The organism is Streptomyces hygroscopicus (assembly GCF_026168105.1).
In the GTDB taxonomy this organism is placed as follows: domain Bacteria; phylum Actinomycetota; class Actinomycetes; order Streptomycetales; family Streptomycetaceae; genus Streptomyces; species Streptomyces hygroscopicus_D.
This window is the reverse complement of the sequence record NZ_LBMW01000025.1, coordinates 92517-113806: the sequence shown is the minus strand read 5'-3', so window position 1 is coordinate 113806 and position 21290 is coordinate 92517. Positions and strand designations below refer to the sequence as shown.

Sequence of the window (21290 nt, the reverse complement as noted above, 5' to 3'; positions counted from 1 at the left end):
GTGTCGCGAAAATCCGCCCCTCGTGTTGGCGGTTTGCCTGCTTGACCTGCCTCGAGGGGGACCTTTAGCGTGGGAGCGTTCAGAAATATGGACATGGATCAGAAACGTGCACTGGTGCGAAAGGCCGGTCCGTGGGTGAGCGCCTGTTCGAGCGCCTGTTTCAAGGGAGAGCCCGTGACGTCAGCACCTCTCGCCGCCCGGCTCGGCATCCCCGGCGGGCCGCTGTTCTTCCCCGTCACCGCCTTCGGGCCCGACGGCTCCGTCGCCCTGGACGCCTACCGCGCGCACGTGCGCCAGGGCGTCGAGGCCGGCGCGGCCGCCGTCTTCGCCTGCTGCGGCACGGGCGAGTTCCATGCACTCGCCCCAGAGGAGTTCGAGGTGTGCGTCCGGGCGGCCGTCGAGGCGGCTGAGGGGCGGGTTCCCGTCGTGGCGGGCGCCGGATACGGGACCGCGCTCGCCGTGCGCTACGCGAAGCTCGCGGAGGACGCCGGAGCCGACGGGCTGCTCGCCATGCCGCCCTATCTCGTGGTCGCCGGGCAGGAAGGGCTGCTGCGGCACTACCGGGACCTGGCCTCGGCCACGTCACTGCCGACCATCGTCTACCAGCGCGACAACGCCGTGTTCACCCCCGGCACCGTGGTCGAACTGGCCCGCACCGACGGCGTCATCGGACTCAAGGACGGAATCGGCGACCTGGACCTGATGCAGCGCATCGTGAGCGCCGTACGCAGCGAGGCCCCGGGCGACTTCCTGTACTTCAACGGCCTGCCGACGGCCGAGCAGACCCAGCTCGCCTACCGCGCCATCGGCATCACCCTGTACTCGTCCGCCGTGTTCTGCTTCGTCCCTGAGATCGCCCTCGCCTTCCACGGGGCGCTCGACTCCGGCGACGACCCCACCGTCCACCGGCTCCTCGACGGCTTCTACCGCCCCTTCGTCGAACTGCGCGCCCGGGGCCGTGGCTATGCCGTCTCGCTCGTCAAGGCAGGCGTACGGCTGCGCGGACTCGAGGTCGGCGAGGTGCGGCCGCCGCTGCACGAACCGGCCGAGGAGGACGTCAAGGACCTCGCTGCGCTGATCGACCGCGGGTACGCGCTGCTGCGGGAGGGCAGGTGAAGGCGTCGGCGTTCGTCTACCCCTGGGACGTCAACGGGGACCCCCGGGCCCCGGACCGGATCGCCGGGCTGGGCGCGGACCAGGTGACGCTGGCATCCGCGTACCACTCCACACGCGCGCTCACGCCCCGGCACCCGCGGCACCGCATCGTGACGGCCCGCCACGCGGCCGTGCTCTATCCGGCGGACGGGCGCTGGGAGGGCCGGACGCTGCGGCCCCACGCGGCCGGGGACTGGGCTCCGGGCGACGCGTTCGGCGAGGCGGCCGGGGCGCTCGCCGGCGCCGGGCTCGAGGTGCACACGTGGGTCGTGCTCGCGCACAGCTCCCGTCTCGGTGAGGAGCATCCGGAGACCTCGGTGGTCAACGCCTACGGCGACCGCTACCCGTGGGCGCCCTGCATCGCGCAGTCGGGCACACGCGCGTACCTCGTCGACCTGGCTGCCGAGGCGGCGGTGCGGCCCGGGGCGTGCGGCACCGAACTGGAGTCGCTCGGCTGGTACGGCCTGACCCATCTGCACGCCCACGACAAGACCGGCGGGGTGGGGCTCGGGGACGCCGGGCAGTACCTCATGTCGCTGTGCTTCTGCGCGAGCTGCCGGGAGGGCTACGGGGGGCTGGGCCTGGACGCCGGGGAACTGGCGGCGGCGGTACGAGCCGCGCTGGAGCCGAGCTGGCGCGGCGCGCCCTCCGACGGGGGCTGGGCGGGAGTCGAGAAGCTTCTGGGGGACAGCACGGCGGCGGCCACGCGCGCGTGGCGTGACACGACCGCTCGCACGCTCCAGGAGGCGGCGGTTGCGGCGGTCCGCGCCTCGGCCCCCGAGGGCTTCCAGGTGCTGCTGCACGCGGACCCGGTGTCGTACCACTGCGGGGCCGACGCGGGCGTCGACCCCGCGCACGTCCTGTCCGTCGCGGACGGGGTGGTGGTGCCCTGCACGGGCGGCGTGGGCATGCTCACCCCGTTCGCCGAGCAGGGGCGGTCCGGTGCCGTCCTCGCCGCCAACCTCACCGTGGTCTCCGGGCTGGGCGGCAGCCCGGGCACGCTGCGGCGGGACGCGCGCGCGGCGGCGGACCTGGGCGCCAACGAACTGCGGCTCTATCACGCGGGACTGGCATCCGACGGCGACCTGGAGGCGGTACGGGGGGCGCTCGCCGGGCTCTGAGCCGCCGGCGCGAACCGGCACCAGCAGACCCAGGCCCAGCGCCACCAGGAGCAGCCGGTGGCCGAAGGCCGGTCGGCGCCGCCCCGGCCCGGACCAGCGCCCCGTTGAGCCACGTAGTGCGTTCGCGCAGCACACGCGCGACCGATGAGTTCCGTGGCGGCCGTCGGTCCACCTTCCGAGGAAGAAGACTTCGGAGGAGAACATGACCGACACGATTCTCGACCTGGGACCGCAGACACTGGTCGTCGCCCGGCTTGCGGCGGGCGTGCGCGACGAACAGCTCACGGACGTGACGCCGTGCCCGGGATGCGCCGTGCACAACATGCTGGGCCATCTGCTCGGACTCGCCGCCGCCTTCCGCGATGCCGGCCGCAAGGACCTGGGCGTCACCACGGACACCAGTCCGAACACCGTGGTGCCGGACATCGGGCCCGGCTGGCGCGAGGACCTTCCCGTGCTGCTCGACGAGCTGGCCGAGGCCTGGCGCGACCCGGCCGCCTGGACCGGCGAGACCCGGGCGGGCGGGGTGCCTTTGCCGGGCGCGGTCGCGGGCGCCGTCGCGGCCGACGAACTGGTGATCCACGGATGGGACCTGTCACGGGCCACCGGCCAGGAGTACGAGCCGGATCCGGCCGCGCTGGAGGCGTCGTACGGTTTCCTCCTCGCGGCGGCCGACGATCCCAACCGGGGCAGCGGCCTCTTCGGCCCCGTGGTGCCGGTACCGGCCGACGCCCCGCTCCTCGACCGTGCGGTCGGCCTCAGCGGACGCGATCCCGGCTGGAAGCCGTAGCGGACGGAACCCGGCTGGAAGCCGTAGCAGCCGCGATCCCGGCTGGAAGCCGTAAACAACGCCAAACGCCGGAAGCCGTAAACAGGCTGAAATGGCGGACGAACGCGGGCCCGGCTACGTACGCTCCCCACCATGCCCCTCAGCCTCACCGTCCTCGGTACCGCCTCCCCGCACCCGGGGCCGGACCGCCCCTGCTCGGGCTATCTGCTGCGCGGCGGGGGCGCCGAGGTGTGGCTGGACGCCGGGCCCGGCACGTTCGCGGAATTGCAGCGGCACACGGATCCCACCCGGCTCACCGCGATCTGGATCTCGCACCTCCACGCGGACCACAGCGCGGATCTGCTGTCCGCCGTCTACGCGTTCGCCTACGGCGGGCTCACCCCGCCGGCGCCGATCCCGGTCTACGCGCCGGTGGACTGCGCACGGCGGCTCGCGGGGTTCTTCGGGCGCCCGGACGTAGGGTTCCTGAGCGGCATCCTCGACTTCCGGCCCCTTTACGACGGCCACACCGTCCAGCACTGGAACCTGCGCCTTTCCGCACGCGGCGTCGCCCACGACGCCGAGGCGTACGGACTGCGCGCCGAGTGCCAGGGGAGCGTGCTCGCGTACTCCGGGGACAGCGGGCCCTGCGACGCGCTCGCCGAACTCTCCTCCGGGGCCGACCTGTTCCTGTGCGAGGCCGGCATCGACCGGCATGGCGAAGGCGCGCAGCAGGTGCACCTCACGCCCGAGGAAGCGGGCGCCTACGCGAAGGGAACGCGTGAGCTCCTCATCACCCACGTGGTACGCACGCTCACCCGGGAGGCGGCCGTGGGACGCGCCGCCGCGGTCTTCGGTGGCCGGACCGCCGCCGCCTACGAGGGCGACACGAAGACCGTCTGAACCCGGCCACCCCAACTTGCTCCGCCACAAGCGTTGGCGAAGCACATGCGCGCTCCCACCTTCGTCGCGTCGTGCTTCATACGTCATATATGAGACCCGATATATGAGATCCGAGAGGCGCACGACGCCGCCCGCTTCGCCGCCTTCGCGCGGGACGCGGGCCTCGAGCGCGCGCCGTCGAGACCGCTTCGGACGCGGTGTTCGGCCCGGTCGTCGTGCCCCGGGGGTCTGCCGCGCGGAAACCACCGTCGGTGCCATGAACTGCCCCCGACGGGTGAGTTGGGGCCCGCCGTCGTGGCCGAGAAGGTATCGATCAGGCAACGGGCCTCGCGCTCACCAGGGTGACGCGCGTAGAAAACCTGTCATGCATAAGCCACTTCGCATCGCGGCCCTCGCTGCCGCCTGTGCCGTCGCCGGTGGGGTCCTGTACGGGGCCGGCGCGGCCACCGCCGGTCAGTCGACGGCGAACTCCACCCACGAGCCCTACAACATCGGGCTCCTGACCAAGGACATCGACAGCTACTACGGCACCACCCTCGACGGCAACGGCGTGTACCAGCCGTCCCCGGACAGCCCGTACGCCAAGGACCTGGCGCGCATCGAGGCGGATGCCGAGCGCTACATCGACAGGGCGGCCCGCAGGGCGCACCGCCACGGCGAGAAGCCCGCGGTCATGTTCGACATCGACGACACGCTGCTGCTCAGCCTCGACTACGAGAAGAAGACCAACTACACGTACAACCCGACCACCTGGGCCGACTACGTGGCCAAGGCGGACCGGCCGTCCGTCCCGGGCACGCCCGCGCTCGTCCAGTACGCCAAGGACAGGGGTGTCGAGGTCTTCTACAACTCCGGCCTCAAGGAGTCGCAGCGCTCCGCTGCCGTCGAGAACCTGAAGAAGGTCGGCGCCGACATCAACCTCGACACCGACCACATGTTCCTCAAGGACGCGGCCAACCCGCCGTCCTACCTGAAGGACTGCGCCACCCCCCAGGCCTGGACCTGCACGACCGTGCAGTACAAGTCCGGCACCCGCGAGCACATCGAGTCCCTCGGGTACGACATCATCGCCAACTTCGGCGACCAGTATTCGGACCTCGACGGGGGCTACGCCGACAAGGCGTACAAGCTGCCCAACCCGACGTACTTCGTCGGCTAGCCGGTAGGGGCGCCCGTCCGTACGGGCCCGATCGGCTCCAGGGCCGGCACCACCGGCACGACGGTCCCGTCCGCCGCGAACCGAAGGCGGTCGACCGTCGTCTGCCGGTGCGTGCCGGTCCCGCCCTGCCTTTCCGGGCGGTTCGGCGCGCACCTCGTCCGCGCCGGCGGCCACTCCGCGGGACGGTTCGGTTCGGCATCTGTACGGAATGTCGAACGACGTGTGGCAGGTCGAACTCGATTCCGTAACACGGGGAAAACCTGAAACCGGTTCGCCAGGGGAACAATCCAGCCAGCATCCCGCACCGGTTCATCAGGCAACGAGGAGTATCGCCATGTCCGACACACAGAAGGCGACCGACCGGTCAAGTGCCGCTCCCCCGGAGGTGAACGGGGTCGACCGGTTCTTCCGGATCTCCGAACGGGGCTCCACCTTCGGCCGGGAGATACGTGGCGGCTTTGCCACGTTCTTCACCATGGCCTATATCCTTGTCCTGAATCCGATCATCCTGGGCAGCGCCAAGGACAAGTTCGGCCACCAGCTCGATGCGGGCCAACTGGTCACCGCCACCGCCCTGGTGGCCTGTGTGATGACGGTCGTCATGGGGGTCGGCGGCAACCTGCCGCTCGCCATCGCCGCGGGCCTCGGCCTCAACGCAGTCGTCGCCTTCCAGCTCGCCCCACTGATGAGCTGGGCCGACGCCATGGGCCTCGTGGTCATCGAGGGCATCCTGATCTGCATCCTGGTCCTCACCGGACTACGGGAAGCGATCATGAACGCCATCCCGCAGCAGCTCAAGCAGGCCATCGGCGTCGGCATCGGCCTCTTCATCGCCTTCATCGGCTTCGTCGACGCAGGGTTCGTCAGCCGTATCCCGGACGCGGCGAACACCACCGTGCCGGTGCAGTTGGGGGCCGTCGGCCGGCTGACCGGCTGGCCCGTGCTGGTGTTCTGTCTCGGCGTGCTTCTGACCATCGCGCTGCTCGCCCGCAGGGTGAAGGGCGCGATCCTGATCAGCATCGTGACCATGACCGTCGTCGCGATCGTCATCAACGCCGTCGCCGACATCAAGAGCTGGGGCCTGACCACCCCGAAGGTGCCCGACAAGATCGTGGCCACCCCCGACTTCGGGCTCGTCGGGCACTTCAGCCTGTTCGGCGCCTTCGGGAAGACCGGGGCGCTCACCGTGATCCTGCTGGTCTTCACCCTGATCCTGTCGGACTTCTTCGACGCCATGGGCACCATCGTGGGCATCAGCGCGGAAGCCGGGCTGCTCGACGAGAACGGCAAGGTGCCGGGCATCGGCCGCGTTCTGTTCATCGACGGTGCCGCCGCGGTGGCCGGTGGTGTCGCCTCCGGCTCGTCCAACACCGCCTACATCGAGTCCGCGGCCGGCGTGGGCGAGGGCGCGCGCACCGGCTTCGCCAACCTGGTCACCGGCGGCCTCTTCGGTCTCGCGCTCTTCCTCGCCCCGCTGCTGACCATCGTCCCGCTCCAGGCCGCCGCACCGGCCCTGATCGCGGTCGGGTTCCTGATGATGACCCACGTCAAGCACATCGACTGGGACCGGTACGAGATCGCCATCCCGGCGTTCCTCACCATCGCCGCGATGCCGTTCACGTACTCGATCACCGACGGCATCGGCGCCGGTTTCCTGTCGTACGTCGTCATCAAGGCGGTCCTCGGCAAGGCCAGGGAGGTGCACTGGCTGCTGTGGGGCGTGTCGGCGCTGTTCCTGGTGTACTTCGCGATCGACCCGGTGGAGCAGCTCCTCGGCGTGAAGTGAGGCGGCCGGGGGCAGCCCTGATGGGGTTGCCCCCGGGGGGCGCCTAGTTCTTGAGCGCTGCCTGCATCATCGCCTTGGCCACCGGCGCGGCCAGCCCGTTCCCGCTCACCTCGGAACGCGCCGCGTCCGACTGCTCGACCATCACAGCGACAGCGACCTCCTTGCCGTTGCCGGGGGACTTGGCGTACGACGTGAACCACGCGTACGGCGTCTTGCTGTTGTTCTCGCCGTGCTGGGCCGTGCCCGTCTTGCCGCCCACGGTGACGCCCGGGATCTGCGCGTTCGTACCCGTGCCCTGCTGCACGACCGCCTGCATCGCCGACTGGAGCTGCGCCGCGGTCGAGGAGCTGACGATCTGCCGTGAGCCGGCCTTGTCGTCGTCGTTCTCCAGCACATTGCCGTTGCCGTCGCTGATCTGCGACACCATGTGCGGCGAGACCAGCTTGCCACCGTTGGCTATGGCCGCCGACACCATCGCCATCTGCAGCGGGGTGGCGGTGACGTCGAACTGGCCGATGCCGGTCAGTGCCGTCTGCGCCCGGTCCAGCCCCGACGGGTACACGCTCGGGTACGCCCGCACGGGCACGTCCTGCGACTGGTCGTTGAAGCCGAACTTCTCGGCCATTGCCTTCACCTTCGCCTGGCCGAGGTCGACGGCCATCTTCGCGAAGACGTTGTTGCAGGAGTACTGCAGTGCGGTGCTGATCGTGGCGTTCGCGCAGGGGGCGTCCGGGTTCTCGTTCGACAGCGTCCGGGTGGTGCCCGGCAGCGTGTACGGGTCGGGACTGGCCGTGTGCTCGTCCACCGACGAGTACAGCCCGTTCTCCAGCGCGGCCGCCGCCACGACCAGCTTGAACGTCGAACCCGGCGGCAGCGGCTGGCGCAGTGCGCGGTTCGTCATCGGCTTCGCGGGGTCCTGGCTCAGCTGCTGCCAGGCCGTGCTGTCCCCGGCGCTGAGCGTCGCCGGGTCGTACGAGGGGGTGGAGACGACCGCGAGGATCCTGCCCGTGGCCGGGTCGATCGCGACGGCCGCGCCCTTGTTCCCGCCGAGCGCGTCGTACGCCGCCTTCTGTACGCCCGGGTCGATCGTCGTGACCACGTCACCGGGCTCGGCGCGCCGGCCGGTGATGGCGCCGAGGGGGTTCTTGAGCCGGCTGTCGGTGCCGTCGAGGAGGCTCTGGTAGAGGCCCTCCAGCTGGGTCGCTCCGTAGACCTGTGAGCTGTAGCCCGTGACGGCCGCGTACAGCTTGCCGTCCTTGTACGTGCGCTTGTACTTCAGGTCACCGCCCGTCGTCTTGGCGGAACCGGTGATCGCGCTGCCGGACACGATGATGTTCCCCAGTGGCTGGGCGTACGCCTCGATCGCCTTGCGTCGGTTGTTGTTGTCGTCCGCGAGGGCCTTGCCGTCGTAGAACTGCACCCACGTCGCCCTGACCAGCAGAGCGAACACGAGCAGCAGTGTGAAGACGGAAGCCCGCCTGATCGTCTTGTTCATCCCGCTCAGGAGGACGAACGAGGAGGAGCGAATCGTTCCCATCCGCCCCGGTTTCTCATCGGACGTTCATGAACCCGGGTGGGCCGTCCTCAGGAAGCCCGCCTCGTACGCGGCGATCACCGCCTGGGTACGGTCCCGTGCGCCGGTCTTCGCCAGGACCGCCGCCACGTGGGACTTAACGGTGGCGGAGCCGACCTCCATGCGCCGGGCGATCTCCGCGTTCGTGAGGCCGCCGGCCATGTGCCGCAGCACATCGCTCTCCCGGCCTGTGAGCTTTGCCACCCAGGCCGGAGGGGCCGCATGGGCGCGCGCGTGCTCGGCGGCCAGCGCCCGCACGGCCGACGGGAAGAGCAGGCTGTCCGTTCGCGCGACAAGCCGTACCGCCTGGACGAGCGTGTCCGCCTCGGCCCGCTTGAGCAGGAACCCGGCGGCCCCGGCGCGGAGCGCGTCGTACACGTAGGAGTCGTTCTCGAAGGTCGTGACGACGACAATGCGGGGCGGGCCGTCGAGTGTGGCGAGGATCTGCTCGGTGGCCCGGATACCGTCGGTCTCCGGCATGCGGACGTCCATGAGGACGACGTCGGGCCGCGCCTGACGGACGACGGACACGGCCTCCGCGCCGGTCGCGGCCTCGCCGACGACCTCCAGGTCCGGCTCGGCGGAGAGGATGGCGCGCAGGGCGGTGCGGACCATGCGTTCGTCGTCGGCGAGGACGACACGGATCCGGGCGTGGGTCATAAGGGTCCCTTCACTTCAACGGCAGTCGTACGCGCAGTCGCCAGGTTCCCCCGGCCGGACCCGCCTCGGCCGCCCCGCCAAGCAGCCGGGCCCGGTCCACGATGCCCCGCAGGCCGTGGCCGCCGCCGGGGCGGGAGGCGGAGGGATCGCCCAGCGGGTTTTCCACCGTGATTTCCAGATGTCCGTCGACGGCCTCGGTCCGCAGGGCGACGGTGCCCTGCCCGCCCGCGTGCTTGAGCGCATTGGTGAGTCCCTCCTGCACGATTCGGTAGGCCTCGCGGGAGACGAGGGGCGGCAGGGACGCGGGATCGGTACCGAGGGTGGCGCCGATGCGCAACCCGCTCGCCCGGGTCCGGCGCAGGAGGCCGTCGAGGTCGGCCGCGAGGGTGGGTGCGGGTGCCGTACCGGGGGCGTCGCCGTCGCGTAGCACGCCGAGCACGGCGTCGAGTTCGCCCACCGTGCGCCGGGTGGTGTCCTCGATCGCGGCGAGCGCCTCGCGCACGAACTCCCGGTCCGTGTCGAGGACGCGGCGGGCCGCGCTCGCCTGGAGAGTGACGGCGCTCAGCGCGTGGCCCACGGAGTCGTGCAGTTCGCGGGCGAGCCGGTTGCGTACCGCGAGGTCGGCGGCGCGTGCCTCCGCGACGGCGAGCCGGTCCTCGGGGGTGGGCCCGAGCAGCGTGGGCGCCCAGTGCGCCAGGAGCGCGCTCGCGCCGGCCGCGCAGGCCGCGAGCGCGACGAGCATCGCGCCTCCGCCGATCGGCGAAAGCGCCAACGCCCAGGAGTGGTCGAGGACTTCGGGCAGCCCGACCCGGCTGTCGCGCAGCCCCGCGAAGACCGGCAGCGCCATCAGCACCGCCGCGAACGGCGGCACCGCGAGCGACATACCCGACACGATCCCGCCGAGGCCGAGGTGCAGGGTGAACCAGGCCGCCGTCCGTGCCCTCGCGGCCCGGGTCCGCGCTGGACCGTCGGCGAGCCGTTCCGCATCGATGCCGCACAGGGCGCGCGCGGCGCTCGCCTCCAGGGGCCGGGTCAGCGGAAACAGCGAGGTGAGGGCGGCGAGCGGCAACCCGACGGCGAAGGAGACGAGTTGCAGTGGGAACGAGCCGAATACGTTGCCCGCGCCCCCGACCGGTCCTACGACGACCGAGCCGACGAGGACGTACGGCATCGCGAGCGCGCCGCCCAGGATCAGATGGATCCAGCGACGGCGCGCCCGCCGACCGAACAGGAGACGGCCCCACTTCCTCACGGCGACGGGTGCCTGCCGACCGCGGCGGACCGCTCCGCGAGGAAGTGGGCGCCGAGGGCGGCCACGAGAATGCCGACGATCATCTGGACAGCGTAGGTGAGGCTCATCATCGGCGTGGGTCGGCTGGCGGTGTCCTCCACGCCGGGGAGCGACGCCAGCAGCATCCAGGCGCCCCAGCACGCCGCGGCACCCGAGCCCACCCACGCCAGGGCCAGCGGCACCGCGACGCGCAGCGCCCGGCCGCGCCGAAAAGCGAGCAGCCAGGCGCCGGTGACGCAGGCGATCAGGAATCCGAGGTGGAGGACCTCCATGAGGGAGGAGTCGGCGCCCCGGTCAGCGATACGTCCCCGGCTCAGTCCGGTGGTGGCCCCGCAGGACCACAGCAGCCGCAGGGTCGCCGGCCACAGCGCGAGGACCGCCGCGGCGACGGCCGTGGCGCGCTGCGTCGCCCCGGTGACGGAGGCCGGCAGTTCGCACACCCAGCCACGCCACAGACGGCCCCACCGGTCCCGCGCGTACAGCCCGAACAGTGTGCCCAGCGCCAGTCCCTGCACGATGAACCCGCTGTACACGACCCCGAACACCCACGCGTCGAGGAACGGTTTCCCTCCGCCGCCGGGGTTGTCGTCGAACGCCCTCACCACCAGCTGAAGCGGGAACCCGGTCATGATCGGTGCAAGCAGCCCGGTGGCCGGCCACATCGGCACCGCGAGCGTCCAGGCCGGCACGCGCAGGCCCCAGGGCCGGGTGAGCAGGAGGGACAGCACGATGACCGTGCCGTCCATCAGCACGGTGATGCCGTTGGCGACGGCCATGGTCGTCCGATGCGTCAGCAGCGGGCTCCCCTGCGGTATCCCGAGATGACTCCCGGCGATCCAGGCGACCTTGAGGCAGAGATACGGCAGGCACGCGACGACGGCGACGGAGCGCAGGAGCCGACGGGGCCGGCTCGGGCTGCCGGGGAAGCGGGGGCGGGTCACGGGATCGGGGAGGAGTAAGTGCGTCATACGCCCAGGTTCCCGGGCGTGCGCCTTCGGGCGCCTCCTGCACGACGACGATCCGCCTCCGCCGGGCGGGGGAGACGGAAGGGTGCCGGGGCGTATCGGGCGGCGCCGGACACCGCCGCCTTCATCCCTCCACCGTCAGCACGACCTCGTCGATCTCATGGCCCCGTGCGTTCGCGTACCCCCTGGTCCGCGTGGTCGGCCGGAACCCGCACTTGCGGAGCACGCGCAGCGACCCCTCGTTGTCGGCCGCGGCCCGCGCGTACAGCGGGCGTTCGGGTACCACGCCCAGCAGGGCGCGTAGGGCGGCCGTGGCGATGCCGCGTCCCCAGCGGGCGCGGTCGACCCAGTAGGTCACCTCGCGCTCGCCCGGCTCGCCGTACACCGCGGTGCTGCCCACCACGTCCCCGTCGGCCAGGATCGTGCGCACCACGGCGGACGAGGCGCGGATCCGCTGCCAGTGGGCGGCGAAGACGTCGTGGTCGGCCGGGTCCGGCGGGGTGAACGCTGCCATCCGGAGGGCCTCCGGATCGTTCATCAGCCGGTAGAAGACCGGCAGGTCGCTGTCGTGGACCTCGCGGAGCGCAACCTCCATGCCTCAGAGCCTCCGGGTGGCCAGGGTGAGACGGTCACGGGCGTCGAACAGCGCATCCTTGATCATCTGTTCGTGCGCGGGGGTCAGCCGGGCGACCGGGACCGAGCAGCTGATCGCGTCCCGGGCGGGTGTCCGGTAGGGGATGGCGACGCCGAAGCAGCGCAGGCCCAGCGTGTTCTCCTCACGGTCGACGGCGAAGCCCTGCTCACGGACCTGGTGCAGCTCCGCGATGAGCTTCTCCCGGTCGGTGATGGTGTGTTCGGTCAGCGCGGGCAGCGTCTCGGGCAGCATCTTGCGGACCTGCTCGTCGGTGTACGTACTCAGCAGTGCCTTGCCCAGTGACGTCGAGTGTGCGGGCAGCCGACGGCCGACCCGGGTGAACGGGCGCAGATAGTGCTGCGACTGGCGGGTCGCGAGGTACACCACGTTCGTACCGTCGAGCCGCGCCAGGTGGATAGTCTCCGTCGTGTCGTCCGACAGCCGGTCGAGCGTCGGGCGGGCCGCCGCCACCACCTCGTCGCCGTCGATGTACGACGTGCCGACCAGCAGCGCCCGCACCCCGATGCCGTACCGCGTGCCCGTCGCGTCGGTCTCCACCCAGCCCAGCTCCACAAGCGTGCGCAGCAGCATGTACAGGCTGGACTTGGGGTAGCCCACCGCCTCCTGCACGGCGGCCAGCGAGTGCATACCGGGGCGGCCGGCGAAGTACTCGAGCAACTCGACAGTCCGCACCGCGGACTTGACCTGCGCCCCGCCTGTCTCGCCTTCCGACATCGCCCTTGACCCCTTCGTTCGACGGGAATTACTCTCCGAGCCTCCGAGCAGTATTCATCATCAGAGACAGCGTTCAGTATATCGAACGAGCCTGGCGGACGGCGTACGTACTGCGGCATGACATCTGGAGGGGACCCGCGGTGGCAGCAGCACCAGTCTGGAGCGTCGACCCCCGTACCGGGAAGCAGCGTGAACAGGTTGCGGTGGAGGCCACGGCCCAGGAGGTGGACACCGCCGTCCGCGCGGCCCGCGCCGCGTGCGGAGCCCTCGCCGACCGTGCGGTCCGCTCGGCCTTCCTGCGCTCCGCCGCGGACGGTTTGGAGGCCGCCGGGGACCGGCTCGTCGAGGCGGCGGACGCGGAGACCGCGCTCGGACCGGTCCGGCTGACGGGCGAGCTCGCCCGGACCTGCTACCAGCTGCGCGCCTTCGCGGACATCGTCGACGAGGGCGCCTTCCTCGACATCGTGATCAACCACCCGGACGACACGGCGACCCCGCCGATCCCCGACCTGCGCCGCTACAAGGTCCCGCTGGGCGTCGTCGCCGTCTACTCGGCCTCCAACTTCCCGTTCGCCTTCTCGGTGGCCGGCGGTGACACCGCGAGCGCGCTCGCCGCGGGCTGCCCCGTCGTCGTCAAGGCCCACCCGGACCACCCGGCGCTCTCCGAACTGGTCGCGGCGACCTTGCGCCGGTCCGCCGGGCGGCACGGCATCCCGAGGGGCGTCATCGGGCTCGTCCACGGTTTCGAGGCGGGCATCGAGCTGATCAAGCACCCGCTGGTCGCCGCCGCCGGGTTCACCGGCTCCGTACGCGGCGGCCGTGCCCTCTTCGACGCGGCGGCGGGCCGTCCCGTGCCGATCCCCTTCCACGGCGAGCTGGGCTCGCTCAACCCGGTGGTGGTCACCGAGGCCGCCGCCGCCGAGCGCGCCGAGGCGATCGGTGCCGGGCTCGCGGGCTCGATGACCCTGGGGACCGGCCAGTTCTGCGTCAAGCCGGGTCTCGTGCTGGCCCCCACGGGTGCGGCCGGCGACCGCCTGGTGAAGTCCCTGACCGACGCCGTCGGTGACACCGAGGCCGGGGTCCTGCTCGACCACCGGATGCGCGACAACTTCATCGCCGGGGTCGCCGAACGGGCCGCGCTTCCCGACGTGGAGTCCCCGGTCACCGCCGGAGCGGGCGGCGAGCACACCGTCAGCGCGGGCTTCCTCACCGTCCCGGCCCGGCGGCTCGCCGCCGAAGGTGAGCACGACCTCCTTCTGGAGGAGTGCTTCGGCCCGATCACCGTCGTCGCACACTACGAGGACGAGGACGAGGTCAGGCGAGTCCTGGACCGGCTTCCCGGCAATCTCACCGCGACGGTGCACCTGTCGGCGGAGGAGGCCGCGGGTGAGGGCCGTGGTGCGGAGATCCTTGCGGAGCTGACCCCGCTGGCCGGGCGGGTCCTGGTCAACGGCTGGCCCACCGGGGTCGCGGTGGCGCCCGCGCAGCACCACGGCGGCCCCTACCCGGCGACGACCTCCACGTCCACATCGGTCGGCGGTACGGCCATCGAGCGGTGGCTGCGGCCCGTTGTGTACCAGGGCGCCCCCGAGGCGCTGCTGCCGCCGGAGCTGCGGGACGGCAACCCGCTGGGATTGCCGCGGCGGTTCAACGGCCGTCCGCAGAGGTGACCGTTCAGTTCTCCGTGCCGCTGTCGGGCGTATCCACTCACCGGAACCCAGGAACTGGGACACTCCCCCAATGGACGTGAAACTTCCCGAACTCCCCTTCCTGCTTCGCACGTACGGGCCCGACGGGAACTGGTCGTACGAGGACGGGGTGCTCACCGGCTGGGCGGGCGCCCGGCAGGACCGTTTCGTGCCGCCCACCGGTGAGTCCCTGGACGCCGCCTCCGACGCGCCCCGGCTGCTCGGGGCGCCGGAAGGGGACTTCCAGCTGATCGCCCGGGTCACGGTCGGCTTCGCGTCGGCCTTCGACGCCGGCGTGCTCTACGTCCATGTCGGCGAACGGTCCTGGGCCAAGCTGTGCCTGGAGTACTCACCGGATGTGCCGACCGTCTGCACGGTGGTCACCCGGGGGCATTCCGACGACGCCAACTCCTTCACCATGGAAGGCAGTTCGGTCTGGTTGCGGATCAGCAGAACGGGCCGGGCGTTCGCGTTCCACGCGTCGCGGGACGGGCAGCGGTGGACGTTCGTCCGTGTGTTCACGCTGGCCGGCGAGGAGCCGACCTCGGCGGCGCTGGTGGGCTTCATGGCGCAGTCGCCGGTGGGCGAGGGGTGCGTCGTCACCTTCGACCACCTGGAGTACCGGGACGCGTGGCCGGAGGGCCTGCGGGACGGTTCGTAGGGATCTGGCTGCGCAGGCGCAGGGCGGCCGGACCCGGTTCACCCGGACCCCCGACGCCATCCGAACGGAGGAACGTCCGCACCGGAACCCATGGCTGAGCCGGGCGCAATCCCGGCAAGCCGCTCACGCTCGCCGACCCGGCTCGGCACGCGGGCGTCACCGTGCGCACCCTCACCCGCCGCTTCCCCGCCGGCAGAGGGGCCGGCCCGGCGCGTACCGCACCCGGTTCGGCCGCCTCGGAACCGCGGCGGACCCCGGCACGTCTTCCGCTGCATGATCAAAGCGCATCGGACCATGGAGTCCCTGGTGATCAGGACCGCCCTGCCCATCGAGGCCGAAGCCGTCGCCGGGCTGATGGTGCGCGCCAGGTCCACGTACTACCCGGACGGTCTCCCGGATGCCGGCGCCGACTGGTCGGCCAGGTGGCGGGGGGCAATCGAGCGCCCCGACGGCCATGTGCTGTGCGCCGTCACGCAGGGGCGCATCGCCGCCGTCGCCTCCTTCCGTACTCCGGAGGGCGCCACCCCCGACACGGTCAAGCTCTTCCAGTTCCACGTCGACCCGGACCACTGGCGGCGCGGCATCGGCACCGCCCTGCACGCGGCCTGTGTCGAGGAGTGGCAGGCCGACGGACGGCGCACGGCCGTTCTCGACGTGCATGTGGACAACCGGCGGGCCCAGGCTTTCTACGCCCGCCAGGGCTGGGTCCCCGACCCGGAGATCCCGCCCGCCGAGGACGACCACCATCTCTTCCTCAGGTTCTCCGTGCCCGCGGAATGAACTCCGCTGCTTGAACGTTCACGTACTGGCGGAGAGAGAGTCTCCCTGCCCGTACGAGCCGGAGAGAAGCCGAAGACATGCGCGTCGAAATATGGACCGACATCGCCTGCCCCTGGTGCTATGTCGGAAAGGCCCGATTCGACAAGGCGCTTCAGGCCTTCCCGCACCGCGACGAGGTCGAGGTGGTGCACCGCTCCTTCGAGCTCGACCCGCACCGTGCCAAGGGCGATGTCCAGCCGGTCCTCACGATGCTGGCCAGGAAGTACGGGATGAGCGAGGCGCAGGCGCAGGCCGGGGAGAACAACCTGGGCGCGCAGGCCGCCGCCGAGGGTCTTGAGTACCGGACCACGGGCCGCGACCACGGCAACACCTTCGACATGCACCGCCTGCTCCACTTCGCCAAGGAGCAGGGGCGGCAGGACCAGCTGGTTGAGATCCTGTACCGGGCGAACTTCGCCGAGGAGCGGTCCGTCTTCACCGAGGCCGACGAGAGGCTGGTCGAGCTGGCCGCGGAGGCCGGGCTCGACGCCGAGGACGCCCGGGGAGTGCTCGCCGACCCCACCGCCTACGCCGACGCCGTGCGGGCCGACGAGCGGGAGGCCGCCGAGCTGGGCGCGAATGGCGTGCCGTTCTTCGTCCTCGACCGTACGTACGGTGTCTCCGGCGCCCAGCCCGCCGAGGTCTTCACCCGGGCACTGACCCAGGCGTGGGGCGAGCGCCCGCAGCTGAAGCCGATCGAGGACGCCGGAGCGGACGCCTGCGGCCCGGACGGGTGCGCGGTGCCGCAGCCTTGAGCAAGGGTGCAGGTCAGGGCGGACGTATAAGCGTTGCTTGAGGGAAGCAGGCAGAATTCCGCAATGGACCTGGAGTTCTCGCGGCCGCACAGTGGTGCCATGGAGACCTTCGAGACCCTCGTCCGTACCGAGTTCGCCCCGAAGAACACCTATCTGAACACCGCGAGCACCGGGCTGCTGCCCGCCCGCACGGTGGAGGCCATGCGGACCGCCCTGGAGTCGGCCGCCGCCGGGCAGCCGACCGACATGTTCGCCGATGTGGAGGCCGCCCGCGCCTCATTCGCCCGGCTGACCGGGGTTCCCGTCAGCCAGGTGGCGGCGGGGGCCTCCGTCGCCGTCTACACCGGGCTGATCGCCGCCTCGCTGCCCGAGGGTGCCGAGGTCCTCACGGCCGAGGCCGACTTCAGCTCCGTGGTGAATCCCTTCCACATGCGCCGTGACCTCCGGGTGCGTACCGTTCCCCTGGAGCGGATCGCCGAGTCCGTGCGGCCCACCACGGCCCTCGTCGCGGTCAGCGCGGCTCAGTCCGCCGACGGCCGGATCGCCGACCTGCCCGCCATTCGCGCGGCCGCCGGGGAACACGGTGCCCGTACGTATGTGGACGCCTCCCAGGCCGTCGGCTGGCTGCCGATCGAGGCCGCGAAGTACGACTACGTCGCCGCTGTCGCCTTCAAGTGGCTCGTCTGTCCGCGCGGAGTGGCCTTCCTGGTGGTCCCCGAGGACCTCGGCGGGCTCACCCCCGTCTTCGCCGGCTGGGTCGCGGGCGAGGCACCCTGGGACAGCTGTTACGGACCGGTGACCGAACTCGCCCGCTCGGCGCGGCGGTTCGACGAGAGCCCCGCGCTCTTCTCGTACGCCGGCGCCCGCCACTCCCTGGCGCTCCTGGAGGAACTGGGCGTGAAGCGCGTACAGGCCCACGACCTCGCCCTGGCCGACCGCTTCCGTGCCGGCCTGCGCGCCCTGGACGTCGAACCGGTTCCGGCCCCGGACTCCCCGATCGTCTCCGTCCCGGGTCTCGGCGTCCGCCTGCCGGAGCTCAGCCGGGCGGGAGTCGAGGTCTCCGACCGCGCGGGACATCTGAGGGCCGCCTTCCATCTGTACAACACGGCCGCGGACGTCGATCGTCTCCTGGACGTGCTGTCGGGCTGACCCTCCGACACGGCGCAGCCCGCCCGTCCGGCTGCGGACGGGCGGGCCGCTCGGAGCGTTCGCGCTCACCTCACCGGGGTGAAGTCCCTCGCCCCGATGTACGCGGGCCTCGGGACCGGCGCCGCGAAGGGCTCCACCGCGGTGTTCTCCACGCTGTTGAACACGATGAAGACGTTGCTGCGCGGGAACGGGGTGATGTTGTCGCCCGACCCGTGCATGCAGTTGCAGTCGAACCAGGTTGCCGAACCGGCCTTGCCGGTGAACAGCTTGATGCCGTACTGGTTCGCCATCGCGGTCAGCGCCTCGTCGGACGGCGTACCCGCGTCCTGCATCTGCAGCGACTTCTTGTAGTTGTCCTTCGGCGTGGCACCCGCACAGCCGAGGAACGTCCTGTGCGACCCCGGCATGATCATGAGGCCGCCGTTGGTGTCGTAGTTCTCGGTCAGCGCGATCGAGACGGACACCGTCCGCATGTTCGGCAGACCGTCCTCGGCGTGCCAGGTCTCGAAGTCGGAGTGCCAGTAGAAGCCACTGGCCCCGAAGCCCGGCTTGATGTTGATCCTCGACTGGTGGACGTACACGTCCGAGCCGAGGATCTGCCGGGCCCGCCCGACGACGCGCTCGTCGCGGACGAGGCCCGCGAACACTTCGCTGATCTTGTGGACCTCGAAGACGGACCGGATCTCCTTGGACTTCGGCTCCACGATCGACCGCTCGTCGGTGCGGATCTCCGGGTCGGTGACCAGCCGCTGCAGCTCCTGCCGGTAGACGGCGACCTCGTCCGCGGTGATCAGTTCGTCGAGGGCGAGGAAGCCGTCGCGCTCATAGGCCTGCAGGTCGGCGACGGGGATCGGCCCGGGCGTGGCGGGCGACCCCCAGACGACGGGGTCCTGACGGGGGACGGACACCTCGGTGGTGCCGCGGCTGGGATAGAGATCGGTGACGGTGGTGGTCACGGTCATTCACACCTCCTCGGTGAGCAGCGGGTAGACGCCGTTCTCGTCGTGGTCCTCCCGTCCGGTCACGGGCGGGTTGAAGACGCAGATGCAGCGGAAGTCCTGCTTGACCCGCAGCGTGTGCCGCTCGTGCCCGTCCAGGAGGTACATGGTCCCGGGCGTGATTGTGTACGTCTTCCCGGTCTCCTGGTCGGTCAGCTCGGCCTCACCCTCGACGCACACGACGGCCTCGATGTGGTTCGCGTACCACATCGACGTCTCCGTGCCCGCGTACAGGATCGTCTCGTGCAGGGAGAAGCCGACCTTCTCCCGGGCGAGGACGATGCGTTTGCTCTCCCAGGTGCCGGACGCGGCCTTGACGTGGCGGTCGGTGCCTTCGATGTCCTTGAACGAACGGACGATCACGGTGGTACGTGCCTCCTTGTCGGGGTGGTTTCAGACGGTCTCGCGCACGGCGCGGGCGAGGACGCTCAGGCCCTCGTCCAGCTCGTCAGGGGTGACGGTGAGGGCGGGCAGCAGTTTGAGGACCTCGCTCTCGGGGCCCGAGGTCTCCACGAGCAGCCCGAGGTCGAAGGCGCGGCGGGCGATGCGCTCGGCACGCTGCTTGTCGTGGAACTCCAGGCCCCAGACCAGTCCGCGCCCGCGGTACTCCTTGACGTCGGCGAGGTTCTCCTCGGTGATCGAGATCAGCGCCTGCTCGACCTGCTCGCCGCGGGTGCGCGTCTGCTTCTCCATGGCGGACCCGTCGGCCCAGTACGCCTCCAGGGCGGCGGTCGCCGTCACGAACGCGGGGTTGTTCCCCCGGAAGGTGCCGTTGTGCTCGCCCGGCTCCCAGACGTCCAGCTCGGGCTTGAACAGGCAGAGCGACATGGGCAGTCCGTAGCCGCTGATGGACTTGGAGACCGTGACGATGTCCGGCGTGATCCCCGCCTCTTCGAAGGAGAAGAAGGCGCCGGTGCGTCCGCAGCCCATCTGGATGTCGTCGACGATCAGCAGCATGTCGCGGCGCGCGCACAGATCGGCGAGCCCCCGCAGCCACTCTGGCCGGGCGACGTTGATGCCGCCCTCGCCCTGCACCGTCTCGACGATGACGGCGGCGGGCTGGTTGAGCCCGGAGCCCTGGTCCTCCAGGAGCCGCTCGAACCACAGGAAGTCCGGGACCCGGCCGTCCAGATAGTGGTCGAAGGGCATCGGCGTCCCGTGCACGAGCGGTATGCCCGCGCCGGCGCGCTTGAAGGCGTTGCCGGTGACCGCGAGGGACCCCAGGGACATCCCGTGGAAGGCGTTGGTGAAGGACACGATGGCCTCGCGCCCCTTCACCTTGCGGGCCAGTTTGAGCGCGGACTCCACGGCGTTGGTGCCTGTGGGGCCCGGGAACATGACCTTGTACGGCAGATCGCGCGGCCGCAGGACGAGGTCCTGGAAGGTCTGGAGGAAGGAACGCTTGGCGGTGGTGGACATGTCGAGCCCGTGGGTGACGCCGTCCCGCTCCAGATAGTCGATCAGCGCCCGTTTCAGCACGGGGTTGTTGTGGCCGTAGTTGAGTGATCCGGCGCCGGCGAAGAAGTCGAGGTACTCGTGTCCGTCCTCGTCGTACATGCGGCTGCCGTGCGCGCGGTCGAAGACGGTGGGCCAGCCGCGGCAGTAGCTGCGCACCTCCGACTCCAGGGTCTCAAAGACGCTGAGGTCGGGCTGGGTGATGGTCACGGCTCAAACGCTCCTCGGTGCGTGGGGGAGAGGGGGAGGGGGAGTGTGGGGGTCAGACGGAGAGGGGGCCGATGCGGTAGAGGACCTCGGGGTTGTGCGGCCCGTCGGGGAACTGGCTCGTCTCGAAGAGGACCTCGCGTTCCACGTCCGCACCGTGTCGGCGGGCGTAGGACGTGAACAGGCGCTCGGAGGCGGTGTTGCCCGGGGTGATCGTCGTCTCGATCCGGGTCACACCGTGCTCGGCCCTGACCCGCGCCGTGAGCGCGTCGAGCAGTTGCGCCGCGAGTCCGCGCCCGCGGTGGGAGGCGTCGACGGCCACCTGCCAGACCAGGAGGGTGCGCGGGTGGTCGGGCCTCAGGTACGCCGTGACGAAGCCGACGGGCCGCCCGTCGGGCTCGGCCCGCGCCACCGCCGAGGTGCCCGCGAAATCACGGCACCACAGCAGATAGCTGTAGGAGGAGTTCAGGTCGAGCTCTCCGGAGTCCTTGGCGATGCGCCAGAGCGCGGCCCCGTCCGCCGTCTCCGGACGGTCGATCCGCAGTCCCTTCCGCATTTCCAGGATTTCCGCTTGCAGGTCTGCTTGTGCGGCGGTCATGCGGATTGAATTTACCCATGGAAATTGGAAAATGCATCGCTGGAGGGGGTTACGGATGAGCGATCCATGTGTTATTGCGCGTGCGCGCGCGTTCGCGTGAAGGTGAGAAGATTTGCCCATGTATGACCGGAAAATACAGGCCAAAAGGGGTGCGATGTGGAGTCGATCACATGCCGGTAATCCCCGGGAGATCTGCCCGAATTACATCG

The 21290-nt window shown here is 70.8% G+C and carries 21 protein-coding genes; 11 read left to right on the top strand and 10 right to left on the bottom strand.

All coding sequences use genetic code 11. The features are described from left to right. Nucleotides 1–174 precede the first annotated feature (174 nt). From AAW14_RS23520 to AAW14_RS23495, 6 genes are all read left to right on the top strand, one after another. Entirely contained in the window at nt 175–1116 is a 942-nt protein-coding gene (locus AAW14_RS23520; protein ID WP_265565918.1) for a 5-dehydro-4-deoxyglucarate dehydratase, read from the top strand. Then, a complete protein-coding gene (locus tag AAW14_RS23515) occupies nt 1113–2276 on the top strand; it encodes a hypothetical protein (protein ID WP_265565917.1) in 1164 nt (387 codons plus the stop codon). The genes AAW14_RS23520 and AAW14_RS23515 overlap by 4 nt, the downstream gene beginning before the upstream one ends. A gap of 202 nt (nt 2277–2478) precedes the next feature. Next, on the top strand, nt 2479–3066 hold the full coding sequence (locus tag AAW14_RS23510; protein WP_265565916.1) for a TIGR03086 family metal-binding protein: 588 nt from the start codon (nt 2479–2481) through the stop codon (nt 3064–3066). Between the two features lie 132 nt (nt 3067–3198). Beyond that, nucleotides 3199–3948, top strand: coding sequence for an MBL fold metallo-hydrolase (locus AAW14_RS23505; RefSeq protein ID WP_265565915.1), 750 nt, complete (start codon nt 3199–3201; stop codon nt 3946–3948). Nucleotides 3949–4312: 364 nt separating this feature from the next. Further along, nucleotides 4313–5107, top strand: coding sequence for an HAD family acid phosphatase (locus AAW14_RS23500; RefSeq protein WP_265565914.1), 795 nt, complete (start codon nt 4313–4315; stop codon nt 5105–5107). Between the two features lie 334 nt (nt 5108–5441). Continuing rightward, complete coding sequence (locus AAW14_RS23495) at nt 5442–6893, top strand: NCS2 family permease (RefSeq protein ID WP_265565913.1); 1452 nt, start codon at nt 5442–5444, stop codon at nt 6891–6893. 43 nt (nt 6894–6936) lie between these two features. Here AAW14_RS23495 and AAW14_RS23490 read toward each other — a convergent pair whose 3' ends face one another. The 6 genes from AAW14_RS23490 to AAW14_RS23465 all read right to left on the bottom strand — a co-directional run bounded on the left by AAW14_RS23490 (nt 6937) and on the right by AAW14_RS23465 (nt 12751). After that, nucleotides 6937–8388, bottom strand: coding sequence for a peptidoglycan D,D-transpeptidase FtsI family protein (locus AAW14_RS23490; RefSeq protein WP_265565929.1), 1452 nt, complete (start codon nt 8386–8388; stop codon nt 6937–6939). A gap of 66 nt (nt 8389–8454) precedes the next feature. After that, a complete protein-coding gene (locus AAW14_RS23485; RefSeq protein WP_265565912.1) occupies nt 8455–9126 on the bottom strand; it encodes a response regulator transcription factor in 672 nt (223 codons plus the stop codon). Between the two features lie 10 nt (nt 9127–9136). Further along, nucleotides 9137–10378, bottom strand: coding sequence for a sensor histidine kinase (locus AAW14_RS23480; RefSeq protein WP_265565911.1), 1242 nt, complete (start codon nt 10376–10378; stop codon nt 9137–9139). Then, complete coding sequence (locus AAW14_RS23475; protein ID WP_265565910.1) at nt 10375–11385, bottom strand: hypothetical protein; 1011 nt, start codon at nt 11383–11385, stop codon at nt 10375–10377. Before AAW14_RS23475 ends, AAW14_RS23480 begins: the two co-directional genes overlap by 4 nt. A 121-nt stretch (nt 11386–11506) precedes the next feature. After that, nucleotides 11507–11977 carry a GNAT family N-acetyltransferase gene (locus AAW14_RS23470; protein ID WP_265565909.1) on the bottom strand — a complete coding sequence of 157 codons (471 nt, stop codon included), beginning with the start codon at nt 11975–11977 and terminating at the stop codon, nt 11507–11509. Nucleotides 11978–11980: 3 nt separating this feature from the next. Then, on the bottom strand, nt 11981–12751 hold the full coding sequence (locus tag AAW14_RS23465) for an IclR family transcriptional regulator (protein WP_265565908.1): 771 nt from the start codon (nt 12749–12751) through the stop codon (nt 11981–11983). Between the two features lie 140 nt (nt 12752–12891). Here AAW14_RS23465 and AAW14_RS23460 point away from each other — a divergent pair, with 140 nt between their 5' ends. From AAW14_RS23460 to AAW14_RS23440, 5 genes are all read left to right on the top strand, one after another. Continuing rightward, nucleotides 12892–14421 carry an aldehyde dehydrogenase (NADP(+)) gene (locus AAW14_RS23460; protein ID WP_265565907.1) on the top strand — a complete coding sequence of 510 codons (1530 nt, stop codon included), beginning with the start codon at nt 12892–12894 and terminating at the stop codon, nt 14419–14421. Nucleotides 14422–14491: 70 nt separating this feature from the next. Then, nucleotides 14492–15100, top strand: coding sequence for a DUF1349 domain-containing protein (locus tag AAW14_RS23455; RefSeq protein WP_265565906.1), 609 nt, complete (start codon nt 14492–14494; stop codon nt 15098–15100). A gap of 273 nt (nt 15101–15373) precedes the next feature. Further along, nucleotides 15374–15880, top strand: a complete 507-nt coding sequence (locus AAW14_RS23450) for a GNAT family N-acetyltransferase (protein WP_265565905.1) — start codon at nt 15374–15376, stop codon at nt 15878–15880. Nucleotides 15881–15957: 77 nt separating this feature from the next. Then, entirely contained in the window at nt 15958–16674 is a 717-nt protein-coding gene (locus AAW14_RS23445; protein ID WP_265565904.1) for a DsbA family oxidoreductase, read from the top strand. A gap of 63 nt (nt 16675–16737) precedes the next feature. After that, a complete protein-coding gene (locus AAW14_RS23440) occupies nt 16738–17823 on the top strand; it encodes an aminotransferase class V-fold PLP-dependent enzyme (RefSeq protein WP_265565903.1) in 1086 nt (361 codons plus the stop codon). 65 nt (nt 17824–17888) lie between these two features. Here the strand turns inward: AAW14_RS23440 and thpD are convergent, their stop codons facing one another. Genes thpD through ectA form a run of 4 tightly spaced genes read right to left on the bottom strand, consistent with a single transcriptional unit; the run spans nt 17889 to nt 21081 of the window. Further along, nucleotides 17889–18785, bottom strand: coding sequence for an ectoine hydroxylase (thpD, locus tag AAW14_RS23435; RefSeq protein ID WP_265565902.1), 897 nt, complete (start codon nt 18783–18785; stop codon nt 17889–17891). After that, on the bottom strand, nt 18786–19184 hold the full coding sequence (locus AAW14_RS23430; protein WP_265565901.1) for an ectoine synthase: 399 nt from the start codon (nt 19182–19184) through the stop codon (nt 18786–18788). 30 nt (nt 19185–19214) lie between these two features. Further along, nucleotides 19215–20486, bottom strand: a complete 1272-nt coding sequence (ectB, locus tag AAW14_RS23425; protein ID WP_265565900.1) for a diaminobutyrate--2-oxoglutarate transaminase — start codon at nt 20484–20486, stop codon at nt 19215–19217. A 52-nt stretch (nt 20487–20538) separates the two neighbouring features. After that, complete coding sequence (gene ectA / locus AAW14_RS23420) at nt 20539–21081, bottom strand: diaminobutyrate acetyltransferase (RefSeq protein ID WP_265565899.1); 543 nt, start codon at nt 21079–21081, stop codon at nt 20539–20541. Nucleotides 21082–21290: the final 209 nt, after the last annotated feature.

What these genes read in the sequence shown, in the direction of transcription:
- AAW14_RS23510 (WP_265565916.1), top strand. Translation starts at nt 2,479, where the DNA reads ATGACCGACACGATTCTCGACCTGGGACCGCAGACACTGGTCGTCGCC.
- AAW14_RS23505 (WP_265565915.1), top strand. Translation starts at nt 3,199, where the DNA reads ATGCCCCTCAGCCTCACCGTCCTCGGTACCGCCTCCCCGCACCCGGGG.
- AAW14_RS23500 (WP_265565914.1), top strand. Translation starts at nt 4,313, where the DNA reads ATGCATAAGCCACTTCGCATCGCGGCCCTCGCTGCCGCCTGTGCCGTC.
- AAW14_RS23495 (WP_265565913.1), top strand. Translation starts at nt 5,442, where the DNA reads ATGTCCGACACACAGAAGGCGACCGACCGGTCAAGTGCCGCTCCCCCG.
- AAW14_RS23490 (WP_265565929.1), bottom strand. Translation starts at nt 8,388, where the DNA reads ATGAACAAGACGATCAGGCGGGCTTCCGTCTTCACACTGCTGCTCGTG.
- AAW14_RS23485 (WP_265565912.1), bottom strand. Translation starts at nt 9,126, where the DNA reads ATGACCCACGCCCGGATCCGTGTCGTCCTCGCCGACGACGAACGCATG.
- AAW14_RS23475 (WP_265565910.1), bottom strand. Translation starts at nt 11,385, where the DNA reads ATGACGCACTTACTCCTCCCCGATCCCGTGACCCGCCCCCGCTTCCCC.
- AAW14_RS23470 (WP_265565909.1), bottom strand. Translation starts at nt 11,977, where the DNA reads ATGGAGGTTGCGCTCCGCGAGGTCCACGACAGCGACCTGCCGGTCTTC.
- AAW14_RS23465 (WP_265565908.1), bottom strand. Translation starts at nt 12,751, where the DNA reads ATGTCGGAAGGCGAGACAGGCGGGGCGCAGGTCAAGTCCGCGGTGCGG.
- AAW14_RS23455 (WP_265565906.1), top strand. Translation starts at nt 14,492, where the DNA reads ATGGACGTGAAACTTCCCGAACTCCCCTTCCTGCTTCGCACGTACGGG.
- AAW14_RS23450 (WP_265565905.1), top strand. Translation starts at nt 15,374, where the DNA reads ATGATCAAAGCGCATCGGACCATGGAGTCCCTGGTGATCAGGACCGCC.
- AAW14_RS23445 (WP_265565904.1), top strand. Translation starts at nt 15,958, where the DNA reads ATGCGCGTCGAAATATGGACCGACATCGCCTGCCCCTGGTGCTATGTC.
- AAW14_RS23440 (WP_265565903.1), top strand. Translation starts at nt 16,738, where the DNA reads ATGGACCTGGAGTTCTCGCGGCCGCACAGTGGTGCCATGGAGACCTTC.
- thpD (WP_265565902.1), bottom strand. Translation starts at nt 18,785, where the DNA reads ATGACCGTGACCACCACCGTCACCGATCTCTATCCCAGCCGCGGCACC.
- ectA (WP_265565899.1), bottom strand. Translation starts at nt 21,081, where the DNA reads ATGACCGCCGCACAAGCAGACCTGCAAGCGGAAATCCTGGAAATGCGG.